Origin of the sequence: Flavobacterium sp. N2270, assembly GCF_025947225.1 — a bacterium.
Classification (GTDB): Bacteria; Bacteroidota; Bacteroidia; order Flavobacteriales; family Flavobacteriaceae; genus Flavobacterium.
In genome coordinates, this window is the sequence record NZ_CP110005.1 from 434,501 (window position 1) to 448,383 (window position 13,883).

At 27.8% G+C, this 13,883-nt stretch carries 12 protein-coding genes and 1 pseudogene; 5 read left to right on the forward strand and 8 right to left on the reverse strand.

Annotated features, from left to right (window positions below; translation table 11 throughout):
• Nucleotides 1–16 precede the first annotated feature (16 nt).
• The gene (locus tag OLM55_RS02110; protein ID WP_264559769.1) at nt 17–778 is read right to left on the reverse strand and encodes an exodeoxyribonuclease III; all 762 of its coding nucleotides are present in this window, start codon (nt 776–778) and stop codon (nt 17–19) included.
• Between the two features lie 231 nt (nt 779–1,009).
• Here OLM55_RS02110 and OLM55_RS02115 point away from each other — a divergent pair, with 231 nt between their 5' ends.
• The 4 genes from OLM55_RS02115 to OLM55_RS02130 are packed head-to-tail and all read left to right on the forward strand — an operon-like array spanning nt 1,010 to nt 6,530.
• On the forward strand, nt 1,010–1,240 hold the full coding sequence (locus OLM55_RS02115) for a hypothetical protein (RefSeq protein ID WP_264559770.1): 231 nt from the start codon (nt 1,010–1,012) through the stop codon (nt 1,238–1,240).
• Between the two features lie 43 nt (nt 1,241–1,283).
• Nucleotides 1,284–2,084, forward strand: coding sequence for a GLPGLI family protein (locus OLM55_RS02120; RefSeq protein WP_264559771.1), 801 nt, complete (start codon nt 1,284–1,286; stop codon nt 2,082–2,084).
• A gap of 3 nt (nt 2,085–2,087) precedes the next feature.
• Complete coding sequence (locus tag OLM55_RS02125; protein ID WP_264559772.1) at nt 2,088–4,685, forward strand: carboxypeptidase-like regulatory domain-containing protein; 2,598 nt, start codon at nt 2,088–2,090, stop codon at nt 4,683–4,685.
• Between the two features lie 51 nt (nt 4,686–4,736).
• Nucleotides 4,737–6,530: a lysophospholipid acyltransferase family protein gene (locus OLM55_RS02130; protein ID WP_264559773.1), complete on the forward strand. Its 1,794-nt coding sequence runs from the start codon at nt 4,737–4,739 to the stop codon at nt 6,528–6,530.
• On the opposite strand, the gene OLM55_RS02135 is transcribed toward OLM55_RS02130, so the two are convergent.
• The 3 genes and pseudogenes from OLM55_RS02135 to OLM55_RS02145 all read right to left on the reverse strand — a co-directional run.
• Nucleotides 6,531–6,923, reverse strand: coding sequence for a DUF2752 domain-containing protein (locus tag OLM55_RS02135; RefSeq protein ID WP_264559774.1), 393 nt, complete (start codon nt 6,921–6,923; stop codon nt 6,531–6,533).
• A 46-nt stretch (nt 6,924–6,969) separates the two neighbouring features.
• Complete coding sequence (locus OLM55_RS02140) at nt 6,970–7,353, reverse strand: DUF4234 domain-containing protein (RefSeq protein WP_264559775.1); 384 nt, start codon at nt 7,351–7,353, stop codon at nt 6,970–6,972.
• A 393-nt stretch (nt 7,354–7,746) separates the two neighbouring features.
• A pseudogene (locus tag OLM55_RS02145) lies at nt 7,747–8,727 on the reverse strand (2-hydroxyacid dehydrogenase); the annotation flags it as partial.
• A 37-nt stretch (nt 8,728–8,764) separates the two neighbouring features.
• Here OLM55_RS02145 and OLM55_RS02150 point away from each other — a divergent pair.
• On the forward strand, nt 8,765–9,451 hold the full coding sequence (locus OLM55_RS02150) for a hypothetical protein (protein ID WP_264559777.1): 687 nt from the start codon (nt 8,765–8,767) through the stop codon (nt 9,449–9,451).
• A gap of 143 nt (nt 9,452–9,594) precedes the next feature.
• Here the strand turns inward: OLM55_RS02150 and mgtE are convergent, their stop codons facing one another.
• The 4 genes from mgtE to OLM55_RS02170 are packed head-to-tail and all read right to left on the reverse strand — an operon-like array spanning nt 9,595 to nt 13,858.
• Nucleotides 9,595–10,947, reverse strand: coding sequence for a magnesium transporter (gene mgtE, locus OLM55_RS02155; protein WP_264559778.1), 1,353 nt, complete (start codon nt 10,945–10,947; stop codon nt 9,595–9,597).
• Nucleotides 10,937–11,713 (reverse strand): 16S rRNA (adenine(1518)-N(6)/adenine(1519)-N(6))-dimethyltransferase RsmA, encoded by a 777-nt coding sequence (rsmA, locus tag OLM55_RS02160; RefSeq protein WP_264559779.1) that lies wholly within the window; start codon nt 11,711–11,713, stop codon nt 10,937–10,939. Before rsmA ends, mgtE begins: the two co-directional genes overlap by 11 nt.
• A gap of 17 nt (nt 11,714–11,730) precedes the next feature.
• Nucleotides 11,731–12,057: a DUF4286 family protein gene (locus OLM55_RS02165; protein WP_264559780.1), complete on the reverse strand. Its 327-nt coding sequence runs from the start codon at nt 12,055–12,057 to the stop codon at nt 11,731–11,733.
• Between the two features lie 25 nt (nt 12,058–12,082).
• Nucleotides 12,083–13,858, reverse strand: coding sequence for a tetratricopeptide repeat protein (locus tag OLM55_RS02170; RefSeq protein ID WP_264559781.1), 1,776 nt, complete (start codon nt 13,856–13,858; stop codon nt 12,083–12,085).
• Nucleotides 13,859–13,883 lie beyond the last annotated feature (25 nt).

Below are 13,883 nucleotides of genomic sequence, written 5' to 3' on the forward strand. Positions count from 1 at the left end.
TTATTTAATTTATTGGTTATTTTAATTCTACTACAACTGGGCAATGATCGGAATGTTTGGCTTCGGGCAAAATATAAGCACGCTCAATATTGCTTTCTAATGCTTTATCAACTAAACAATAATCAATTCTCCAACCTTTATTATTATTTCGAGCATTTGCTCTATAACTCCACCAACTGTAATGGTGTGGCTCTTTGTTTAAATGCCTGAAAGTATCAATGAATCCACTTTTCATAAACGCATCTAACCAAGCTCTTTCTTCAGGCAAAAATCCAGAAGTATTTTTATTTCCAACAGGATTATGAATATCAATAGCTTCATGACAAATGTTATAATCGCCACAAATAACTAAGTTTGGAACCGATTTCTTTAAATCATTAATATATTCCTGAAATTCATCCATGTATTGAAACTTGTAACTTAATCGCTCTGAATTAGTTCCAGAAGGAAGATACAAACTCATTATAGAAAACTTATCAAAATCGATACGTAAATTTCGTCCCTCAAAGTCCATATGCTCAATTCCTGTGCCAAAAACAACATTTTTTGGTTCAATTTTAGAGAAAATAGCTACACCACTGTATCCTTTTTTTTGAGCTGAGAAATAATATTGATAAGGATAACCTGCTGCTTCAATTTCAAGTTTAGGGACTTGTTCTTCCATTGCTTTAATTTCTTGAAGGCAAATTACATCAGGACTTGCGTGTTGTAACCATGAAATAAAGTCTTTAGAAATTGCAGCTCTAATTCCATTTACATTATAAGAAATAATCTTCATTTTATAGATTTGGTTTTCGTTCAAATGTAATAAAATACTATTGAAAACAAAACTAGTTTATGAGTAATTTAAATGGCCGACACAAACATTATAATTTATTAATCATTACAGAAAAAATATCGCTAAAGTTAAACGTAAAAGAATTCCATTATAATTCATTTTTTTTTTTTTTCATTTGCGCACTTTTTGCTGGTTAAAAAAAATTTTACAAAAAATTAATTAAAAAATCATATGAAAAAACAAATCTTATTCACTTTCTTAAGTGTAACTATGTTTGGTTTAAGTTTAAACGCAAACACGATGAACAACAACAAATTATTTACAAATAAAAAAACTGAATTAAAAGAAGTTCTTACGATGAAACCTTATGATGTATATTGTAATGGCGTATGGAAGAAAAGAATTTATGCCTCTTCACAAGAAATTGCTGATTCAATAGCATATAACGTTTGTAACGGATAAATAAAACAATCAGCAAAAAGTTTTAACACCAGAAATAATCATTATGAAAAAATATTTTATTTTGTTTTTACTAGTTCCTGTTTATTTATTTTCACAAGAAAATAAAGGAATTGTTTATTATGGGTTTGTAGACGCCATGGCTACCGGTAATGGAAATGGATTAGACTACAATGCTTATATGACTTTTAATAAAGAGCAATCGTATTATGTTACTGCAAAAGATAGTTTAGAAAAAACAGAAAACCTAAATGTACAAAAAAACACTGAAAAAAATGATGAAAACATTATTTATAATGGGCTAAAAAGCAGCCCCTTAGGCGATCAGGTTGTGTTTTATAAAAAAAGTAATCTCATTTACTCAAGTTTTGAATATGGCGAGGTATATTATGTAAAAGAAAATGCCACAAAACATAATTGGAAAATTCATAAAGAAACGAAAAAAATTGGAAAATATACTTGTACAAAAGCTACTATGCATTTTAGAGGCAGGGATTATACAGCTTGGTTTACGTTTGCTATTCCTGTTAGCTATGGGCCATGGAAACTAAATGGTTTGCCTGGTTTAATTTTAGAAGCTTATGATACAAATAAAAATTTATATTGGTATTTTAAAAGTATTGAATACCCTACAAACAATAAACAGAAAGTAAATAATTTAAGAGTTCCTTTAAAAGATAAATACACTCATTTTATAACTATTGAAGAATTTGGAAAAAAATTGGTGAAATATATTGACAAAGTATATGAAGATAGTGTATTAACTGCAAAAAAATATAACACTTATATACCAAAAAGAAGTGAAATGCCTACCATTTTGGAACTTTTTATAGAAGAAATAAAATAATACATGAAATACAAATTTCTAATTTTAAGTTTTCTACTTTCTTCTATTGTTTTTTCTCAAAAAAAAGAACTTAAAGGAATAATTACTGATTCTATTAACAACCCCATAATTGGAGCTACCGTTCTTTTAAAAGATACAGAAGATAATTTCATAAACTATTCTTTAACTGATGAAAACGGAAATTATTTAATTGAAATAAATAACGCTACTAATAAATACATTTTAGAAATTTCATTCTTAGGTTTTAAAACCGAAAAAGAAACTATTTTAATTGACAAGAGTACATTTATAAAAAATTATTCTTTGGTAGAGGATTTCGTAGCTCTAAAAGAAGTACTTGTTGAAGAACATCAAAAAGTAACAATACAACAAGACACAACATTTATAAAAGTAAAATCGTTCTCTAACAACACAGAGCAAACTGTAGAAGATATTCTAAAAAAATTACCTGGAATTACAGTACAAAAAGATGGCACCATAAAAGCGCATGGAAAAACAATTGACAAACTATTAGTTGAAGGCGAAGATATTTTTAATCAGAATTATAAAATATTATCTCGAAATTTAGACGCCAACACACTTGAAGAAGTTCAAATTTTAGACAATTTTGAAGACAACCCAATTCTCAAATCTTTATCAAACAGCAATAAAGTAGCCATTAATTTAAAACTTAAAAAAGGTTTGGAAAATGTGTGGTTTGGAAATATCAATGCAGGTTATGGAACTGAAAAGAGATTTAAAGAAAATGTCAATATAGGCTTGTTAAGAAAGAAAATAAAAGGTTTTTATTTTTTAGATTACAGCAATTTAGGCTCAAATACTAGTGATTTATTAGATGGTAATTTTGGTCAAATGGATTTTAGTATGAATGAAAAAATTGAATTAAAATCTAATAAAGTATTGAATACAAATTTGTTTGAAAATTCATTTTTTCAAACCTCACAAATTAATTTTAATAAAGGTTTATTAAATTCATTAAGTTTCACTTCAAAAATTAGCAATAAAACTATAATAAGAACAAGTATTAATTATTTTAATGATTCTCAATTGCAAAATCAGAATCAAATTTTAAATTACACTTTACCTAATGAAACTATTGAAAACTCCGAGCAATCTTCATTCAACAAGGATTACAAAAACAGCTTTGGAGAAATTGAAGTAAAATATTTATCTAGTGATAATAGTTATTTTACAAATTATCTAAAATTTAATTTTTCTCCTACTGAATTAAAAAACAGTGTTACTTTTAACACTAATGAAAACATAGAGAATATTAATCAAACTGATAATTTCATAGTTAATCATTTAGAAAATACTTACAAAATTGGCTTTAACAAACTGCTTCAAAATTATATCTATATTGGTCTAAATTCGTTAAATGAGAAAAATAAAGTGTTTTCAGAAAAACTTAATGAATATTTCATAGTAGATAGTAACAAAACCATTATTCAAAGAGTAAAAAACAATTTATTTTATAGCGGAATAAAATCTAGCTATTTATACAAAAAAACCATATTTGAAAGTTCATCTACTATACAATTTCATTTTGAAGAAGAAATTAGTAATTCTAAAATAAATACCTTAGAAAATGAAAGTTTACAAAGTAATATAGCAGAATTTAATAAAACAATCATCTCTTTTAATCAAGTCACTAAAATAAAATTATTAAAAAACTTGAAATTCAATTCAAATTTAAATTCAAATTTTACAAATTTGAATTCTTCAAATTTTTTCCTGTATAGTTTTCAGAATAATTTACATTATAAAACACCTAAAAAAGGTAGTTTTAATTTAAGTTATATCATAAATAAAAAATTACCCGAAAACTACTTAATAAATCAACAAAATAATTTAATAGATTATAGAAGTTTTAACAAAGGTTCAAAAAACATTGAAGCCATAACAAGTAACACTCTCTTACTAAATTATCATTTAGACCTTGACAAAAGAAATTTTTCGATAGACATTAACACTGAACTAAAAAGAACAAACAAATTATATAGCTACAAAACAACCATAAATAATGATTTGTTATTTAATGAAAATATTATATTGGGTAAATACAATTCATATAATTTATCTTTTATATTAACTAAATATATCAAACCAATAAATTTAGTTTCAAAAATTGAAAACTATAATAATTGGTCTACAGTTCCTTTACAACTTTCCAATGAATCGCCTATTAATTACAAAAATTATTCTTCAAGTTTTAAAATAAGTAATTCTACAATATTTGAAAAATTTCCAAATTTTGACTTTGGGTTTAGTTATATGTTGAATAAATCTTCATTTCAAAACACTTCAAATAAGAATAATTTTAAAGAATATTTTATTAACTTAAATTATGATGAAATCAAAAATTTTGTATTTGAAATAAAGAATAGTTTATATGTTATTAATAACGAAAAATATCACTTTTTAAACTTAATTGCATCATTTAATCCAAATAATTCTAATTTAACGTTAAAAGTTATAGCAAATAATTTAAATGATGAAAATGTTTTTATCATTCAAACTGTAGACAACTTTACTTTTTATCAAAAAACAATAAATTTAGTTCCAAAATATTATCTCTTATCTCTTAAATATCAATTTTAAAACTATTTTTTTACTTTAATTATTATCTTTGTTTTGATTAAACTAAATTAAATGGGATTAGTTACTGCCAAAGAAGTAGCAAAAGCTATAAATACAGATAAATATGGGATTTTTGGAACTTTTTCGGGTTGGCTACTGATGAAGGTTTTAAAGATTTCTACTCTTAATAAAATATACAATAGAAATAAGCATTTAAAAGACATTGAGTTTTTAAATGCTATACTTGATGAGTTTCAAATAAAATTTGAAATTCCAGAAGAGGATTTAAAAAGATTGCCTAAAGACGGAGCATACATTACCGTTTCAAATCATCCGCTAGGTGGTATTGATGGTATTTTGCTTTTAAAATTAATGTTAGAACAAGAGCCTGATTTTAAAATCATTGCCAATTTCTTATTACATAGAATAGAGCCTATGAAGCCCTACATTATGCCCGTAAATCCTTTTGAAAATCATAAGGACGCAAAATCTAGCGTTGTAGGAATTAAAGAAACACTAAGACATTTAAGCGACGGAAAACCATTAGGAATGTTTCCTGCTGGAGAAGTTTCTACCTATAAAGACGGAAAGTTAGTAGTTGACAAACCGTGGGAAGAAGGCGCAATTAAAATCATTAAAAAAGCAAAAGTACCAGTTGTTCCAATTTATTTTCATGCAAAAAACAGTAAACTTTTTTACTTTTTATCCAATTTGAATGAAACTTTAAGAACAGCTAAATTACCTAGTGAATTACTCACACAAAAAGACAGAGTAATTAAAGTTCGAATAGGAAAGCCTATATCGGTAAATGAACAAAACGAAATAGAAAATATTACTGAATATGGCGATTTTCTTCGTAAAAAAACCTACATGCTTTCAAATGCATATGAAGAAGAGTCAAAATTTAGAACTTTTTCGTTATTAAAAACAACTAAGACTCCAAAGCAAATTGCAAAATCTGCTAATCATGAAAATATTTTAGAAGAAGTTGCATTACTTAAAGAAACGGATTGTCGCTTATTACAAAGTAAAAACTATGAAGTGTACTTAGTTACTGCAGATAAAATTCCAAATATTTTACACGAGATTGGGCGTTTACGCGAAATTACGTTTAGAGAAGTTGGAGAAGGTACTAATGAATCTTTAGACTTAGATAAATTTGACAAATATTACCATCACATGTTTTTATGGGATGAAGATGCGCAGCAAATAGCTGGAGCTTATAGAATGGGACTTGGTTCTCATATATATGCATCTCATGGAATTAACGGGTTTTATTTACAAGAATTGTTTAGGTTTGAGCCTGAACTTTTTGACATGATGAGCAAATCTATTGAAATGGGGAGAGCTTTTATCATTAGTGAATACCAACAAAAACCAATGCCATTATTCCTCTTATGGAAAGGTATTGTTCATACCACATTGCGTTACCCAGAACATAAATTTTTAATTGGCGGTGTAAGCATTAGTAATCAGTTTTCTGAGTTTTCAAAATCACTTATGATTGAATTTATGAAATCTCATTATTACGACCCTTATATAGCGCAATATGTTCATCCTAAAAAAGAGTTTAAAGTTCAATTAAAAGATGCGGATAAAGATTTCGTATTCAATGAAACTGAATCTGACTTAAATAAATTTGATAAAATAATTGATGAAGTTGAACCTGGAAACCTAAGACTTCCTGTTTTAATTAAAAAGTATATTAAGCAAAATGCAAGAGTTGTTGCTTTTAATGTAGATCCTTTATTTAATAATGCCGTAGATGGATTAATGTATATTAAAATATCTGACATCCCAGAAAGCACCATGAAACCTGTTATGGAAGAATTTCAGGCTGAATTAGAGAAAAAAGATAAAGGATAGTTACATCCAAATCGATTCTTTTAAAATATCAGCATATTCATTTGTTGAAACAAAATAAATCAATCTAACAAAATGATATAAAATAAGTATGGCTGCAATAATGTAAGCCATATTTTTTTTGTTTTGATAAGAAATAGTAAAAAGTTCTTTGTTCTTGAAAAATTCGATTGAAAATTTTACCAATAAAAAAAAACAAACTATAACTACAAAAGGTCCAAACAAATGATAATATAAACTTTTATAAATATTACCATCATAAAAAAAGACCATAGATTTTGTAATTCCACAACCAGGACAAGGAAAGCCAGTAGCCATTTTAAAAGGGCAAAAAGACTGTTCGTTTTCTAAATTACTTGAATCATTATAATAAATTAAAAAAGGAATAATCAGCACGCAAATTGCACTAATTATTCCTATAATTCTATTTTTTTGAAACGTATTAATTGTATAATTTATTAACTTCCGATTGAACAATCATAGCTGTAATCATAGGAAAAAAGAATCCTAAAATTAAAAGCATCATAGAATCATCCTTATTTGGCTGACCTGTTAATTGATATACTTTTGGAAGTCCGTCTCTACCTACAAGCCAATAAAAAAACATACTTAAACCACAACAACCTGTTACAATTGCAATAGTTGGTGAAATAACTTCTTTCTCATTAACCGCATTTAAAACTTCAGCCATTTTAAGGTTCCAATAAATTAAATACAGTCCACAAGTAATTATTCCAAGTATTAACACAACTAGCGGATCTACTTTAAAATAAGGAATGTTATTTTGAGGCCTGTTCCAATCTTCACTAGGTTTTGTCATTTCCATACTATATTATTTTTAGTTTTTAAATATACTGTCTATTGGTTCCCAAAGTTCAATTTTATTTCCTTCTACATCTAAAATCCAACCAAACTTACCATAATCATAAGTCTCCATTTCACCTATAATTGTTACATTTTCTTCAGATAATTTTTTTAAAAGCCCTTCTAAATCAGCGACTCTAAAATTTTGCATAAACTCTTTTTTTGATGGTTCGAAGTAATTCGTATCCTCTTTAAAAGGACTCCATTGCGTAGAACAATCGTCTCCATTTTCATTTTTCCACCAAAAAGTACAACCATAATCATCGGTATTTAAACCCAAGTGCTTTTTGTACCAATTTCTTAATTCTGTTGGATTTTCGGTTTTAAAGAAGAATCCTCCTAAGCCAGTTACGCGTTTTTCAACAACATCTAAAACTTCCTCTTTTACATAAAAAGCTTTTATTTTATCTACAATTGTTTGCGCTAATTTTTCATGGCTTTCATATGTCCAACCGCCAATATGTGGTGTTAACAAAACATTTTCCGCTTTACGCAAATATTCAAAACTTTCGTTTTTACTTTCTTCATCAAATAAATTTTCAAATGAAAGTTTTTCATATTCCAAAACATCTAATCCAGCTCCAAGTATTTTACCTGATTTTAAAGCTTTTACTAAATCAGAAGTGACAACACTTTTACCTCTTGCAGTATTAATCAACCAAATAGGTTTTTTGAAAGCCGAAATAAAATTAGAATTGATTAATTTATCCGTTTCAGGCGTCCATGGAATATGTAAACTTAAAACATCTGTTTTTTCTTGTAATTCTTCTAGAGAAACTTGCTTTGCATTAGCATCACCAACAGCGTTTTTAATATCATAACACAAAACATTTACATCAAAACCGCGCAGTTTTTTCGCAAAAGCTTTTCCCATATTTCCGTAACCGATGATACCAACCGTTTTACCATCTAATTCATGTCCACGATTAGTTTCTCGATTCCATTGCCCGTTTTTAACTTCGGTATTTGCTTTGTTTAGATTATTAAATAGTGACAAAATCATTCCTAAAGCATGTTCACCAACAGCATTTCTGTTTCCTTCTGGAGCAGCAATAAGTTGAATATTTTTACTTTCAGCATATTCACAATCAATACTTTCTAAACCAGCTCCTACTCTAGCAATAAACTGAAGCTTCATTGCTTTATCAATAAACGTTTTATCTATTTTAAATCGACTTCGAATAACTATTCCGTTATACTTATGAATTTTATTTTCAATTTCTTCTTTTGAAGAAGTAAAGTCTTCTTCGTTATGAAAGCCAAGTTTTTGCAATTGATCTAACAACAATGGACTATTGCTGTCTATGTGAAGGATTTTTATAGAATTCTTTTTCAATTTTTTGTAATTTTATATTCAAATTTAATTAATTATAATGAGATTCATATTTATTCTTACTTTTCTATGCATTACATCTTCAAATTATTCACAAAAAAATTATCATTTTGATACTGTTTTAGAATACGATATTAAACAATTTACATTTAATAATAAAAAAGACACCATTGATTATTTTTTAATTAATTCAAAAAATAATAGTTATGTTTTACATGTAAATAATGATAGTTTAATTACAAAATTTTTATTTATAGATCAAAACGGGAATTCTGTTATTGGCGAATTAAACTCTAAAGATTTTTTTAAAGCAGAAACTATAAATAATGACTGTAATATTGTAAGACCATTTACTAATCCATATAAAAAGCAAGTTGAAAATTATTATTATGTAAATTTAAAAGATACTGTTATAAATACTAAATCTTATTTTCATTATGCAATCAAGTCTAACAAAAGTATTAGTTATATAAAAAGAAAAAATATAAAAACCTACCATTATATTGTTGAAAAAGACAATTCTAATTTCTTACCTTTCTTGTTAAGTTCTACTTCATATGAGGAATGGAAAAAAGAAAAAAACATACCCAATGGGGTTGCATATATAATATATTTTGAAGACATTGAAGGCAATATAACCACAAAAATGACTTTGAAAAATCACATTTCTATTGATAAATATTTTACAATTCCTAAAAATTGTGATTATTCAATTATTGATAAATAAAAACGAAATTAACTTTAACAAAAATTACATTTTTAATACACCTAAAAACTACTTGTTCAACGTATCTTTACCTAGGTTAATAGCAGTAATTTTTTCTAATCGAAAAAATATAAAACCGGAACTTATGTTTCGGTTTTTTTTATTTAAAATCCTAAAATAGCCTTAGCTATTGAAAAATAAATTAGAATTCCGCAAATATCGTTACTTGTAGTTATAAATGGCCCAGTTGCAAGTGCAGGGTCAATACCATATTTATTTAAAGTTATTGGAATGAAAGTACCTAGAAAAGATGCAGTAACAATTACCGACAATAATGCAGCAGTAACGGTTAATGCTAATGGAAGAGCTTCGTCTAACAAAAAGTAACATCCTAAAAACAAAATGAAACTTAATATTAATCCGTTAAACAAACTTAATGAAAACTCTTTTAATAATCGAGCCCATAAAGAACCCGAAAGTGTATCATTAGCTAAACCTTGAACTATAATTGCAGAAGATTGCACTCCAACATTACCTGCCATTGCAGCAATGAGTGGCGTAAAAAAGAATAGTTCTGCATGTTCTTTCATTGCTCCATCAAATAGTCCAAGTAATTTTACAGATATAAAGCCTCCAAAAAGAGCCAAAACTAACCATGGCAAACGCGCTTTTGTTAATTCGAGAATACTATCATCTGCTTCAACATCATGCGAAATACCAGCGGCTAATTGATAATCTTTGTCTGCTTCTTCTTTAATTACATCAACAATATCATCAATTGTAATTCTACCTACTAATCTTCCTAATTCATCTACAACAGGAATGGCTTCCAAATCATATTTTTGCATAATTCGGGCAACTTCAACATTTTCTGTATCAACTCTTACATAATCTACTTTAGGAATATAAACATCACTAATCATGGTTTTTGTAGAAGTCGTCAATAAATCTTTAAGAGAAAGTCTTCCTTTTAGTCTATTTTCATCATCAACCACATAAATAGAATGAACTCTGGTTACATTTTCAGCTTGAGCGCGCATTTCTTTAACACAAGTAAGCACGTTCCAGTTTTCATTAACTCTAACTAACTCTTTTGCCATTAAACCACCCGCAGAATCTTCATCATAACGAAGAAGATCAACAATATCTTTGGCATGTTCTACATCTTCTAATTCAGAAATTACTTGTTGCTTTCTTTCTTGAGGAAGTTCGGCAATAATATCGGCAGCATCATCAGTACTTAATTCGTCAAGCTCTTCAGCAATTTCTTTTGGTGAAAGTTTTTTAAGAATTTTTTCACGAACATCTTCGTCTAATTCTAATAGAATTTCAGCAGTTATTTCAGAATCTAACGCATTGAAAATATAACTCGCTTCATGACTATCAAGCTCGTCCATAATTTCGGCAATATCAGCAAAGTGAACGTCAAGAAGTAAACTTTGTAGTTCTTGTTCTTTATTTTCACTAATAAGTTGCTCTATTTGAGCAATAAATTCTTTGCTGATTTTAAACTCCATCGGCTTCTATTTTTTGTGTTAATTCAATAAAACTTTCAACAGAAAGTTGCTCTGGTCGAAGATCAAAGATAATGTCTTCTTTTAAACTATCCGAAAAATCAAAGGTTTTTAAACTATTTCTTAATGTTTTTCGTCTTTGTTGAAAAGCTGTTTTTACCACCCTAAAAAATAATTTTTCGTCGCAAGACAAACTAAAATCTTCTTTTCTTTTTAATCGTAAAACTCCCGAATCTACTTTTGGTGGTGGATCAAAAACATCTGGTGGAACCGTAAATAAATATTCTGCTTCGTAAAACGCTTGTGTCAAAACAGATAAAATTCCGTAGACTTTACTTCCTTTTTTCTCACAAATACGTTGCGCTACTTCTTTTTGAAACATTCCAGCAAATTCTGGCACTTGATTTCTCATTTCCAAAGCTTTAAAAACAATTTGTGTAGAAATATTATATGGGAAGTTTCCAATGATTGCAAATGATTCTCCATTAAAAACTTCATTTAAATTGTACTTTAAAAAATCTTTAGATATAATTTTACCCTTTAATTTTGGATAATTTTGTTCTAAATATTCAACAGATTCGGTATCAATTTCAATTACAAAAGTATCTGTAGGTTTTTCTAATAAATATTTAGTAAGCACACCCATTCCAGGTCCAATTTCTAAAACTTTAGAATAATTTTCAAGTGAAATTGAATCGGCAATTTTTTCGGCAATACTTTCATCTGTTAGAAAATGTTGGCCTAAGTGTTTTTTTGCTTTTACTGACATTGTTTGTCTTTTTGAAATTAATTATCTGAATGAAAATGTTCGCTAAAAACTTCCAATTCTGTTCTAAAAGCTAACATTTTATCTCCAAACAAAGATAGTCCTTCTTCTCTAAGTCTTGGTGCATGATTTTTATAATAATTTTCAAGGTTTTCTTTAGAATCTGTAAAATATTGAACCGCGTAAGTTGTACCGCCCATTTCTTCTTCAACTAAAACCTTTACCAGCTTTGCTTTGGTAAACAAACCTGTTTTTAAAACATCGTTAATATGTTTTTGTTGCATCCACAACAACCATTTTTCGTGAATACTTTCGTCGATATTTATTGTAACGTTATATATTATCATTTTTATTTTTTGTTATCAAATTAATTTATAAAGCATTATCTCCTCTAATTTTTCGGTATTCTAATTGCGCTTCGGTATAAAAAACGCTATCAGGATGTTCAAAAATTACTTTTTCGTATAAAGGTTTTGCTTGTAATGTATCGTTTAACTTTTTGTTGAAAATTTCTGCAGTATAAAACAAAGCTTCATCTATGAAAACACTTTCTTTGTGATTCTCAATTATGTTTTTATAATACTTTAATGCTTGTAAATAGTCTTTCTTCTCTTCAAAAATTTGTCCGATTTTCAAAAGCGTTTCATCTTCAATAGAATCGCCTTTAAATTTTTCTAATATATTTAAAAATCCGCTTAAGGCTTCCTCCTTTTTCTTTTGATACAAAAGCAAATCGGCTTTAGCATAAGCGGTTAAAGCCGTTCTTGTACTGTCTTTGGAATTATCAGAAATAAGCAAAAACAAAGCAATAGCATCATTTGCAATTAATAAACTTGATGATTGTTTCAAGACTTTAACTTGTTGAAATGTCCAATCAAAATCATTTTTATAGTAATTTGCTTTAGCCATTTTCATACTTGCTTCGTGCGCTAACTCATCATTTTTTAAGTTTTCTTCCACTTGAGCATAATACAGTATCGCTTGATTGAATTTCTCGTCAAAAACCATAATATCCGCCAATTCCATTTTAACAAGAGCTTCTTCTCTAGCATTTAAAGGCAACTTTAATGCTGTGTTTAATAGTTGAATTGCTTCTTTAGGTTGCTTTCTATAAAAAGCATCAAAGTGAGCTGTTAAAACTTGCAAGTTTAAGCTATAAGGACTTATGCCATATTTTTTTAGTAATAAATTTAACTCGTTTTGAATAACTTCATATTCAGCAGGATTTACAGATTCAATTTTCATTTGCATTAAAAAATGATGTGCTTGCATTTGCAAACCAACATTTTGAGTATTTTCTAAAACAAATTGCAAAATAATAGCTGCATCTTCATTTTGCTTATCACCAATTGCCAATTGAGCAAGCGCAACAATATTGTAAAAACTTTCTGGATTACGTTTATATATTGCTCTTTCTTGAATAAATGCTTTTCCAAATTCTTTTTGCTGAACATACAACCAACTCAAAAACTGATTCCAATAATTATCTGGAGTTTTTTGTGTTTTTGTGAGTAATGCTTTTTTTAAATAAGCTGTAAAGGTTCCGTTTGCATCTTCTGATATAAAACGAGATAAATAATTTTGAACTAAACTTGTATTGTCTGGTTTCTCAAATGAAAATTGCAATAACTTATCAGTCATTCCTTCTACATTTCCTTTTTGTCCTTCAATTAAGGCAATTTGGTAATCAAAATTTAAGTTTGGATTACCTTTTTGAGCAATTTCATATACTTTTAAAGCCCAGTCTAATAGCACTTTTTTTTCAAAAGAGTTTCCAATTTGATAAGCGTAGTTAGGCTCTTTTTTAACTTCGTCTAAAGCTAGATTGTATTGTTTTTCTGCTTTTGAAGTGTTTTTTTGCAATTGAAAATTATAGCCTAGCTCGACATATAAAACCGGCTGACGGTATTTTTTATTTCTATCACCTATTGCATTTTCAGCTTTTTCATACTGTTGCAACTGTTGGTAACACGTTATTAATCGCTCAAAATAATAGGTATTTGCAGGTTGCTTACTAGAAATACTTTCAAGCATTGTAACCGCCTTTTCAAATTCACCTTTCTCAAAATAATCTAATGCCAATTGTTCGTTTTGAGCAAAAGCAAAAAACGAAAACAAAAAAAATATTTTAATGAGATTAAATTTCATACTTATTAAAAACAAACAATGTACT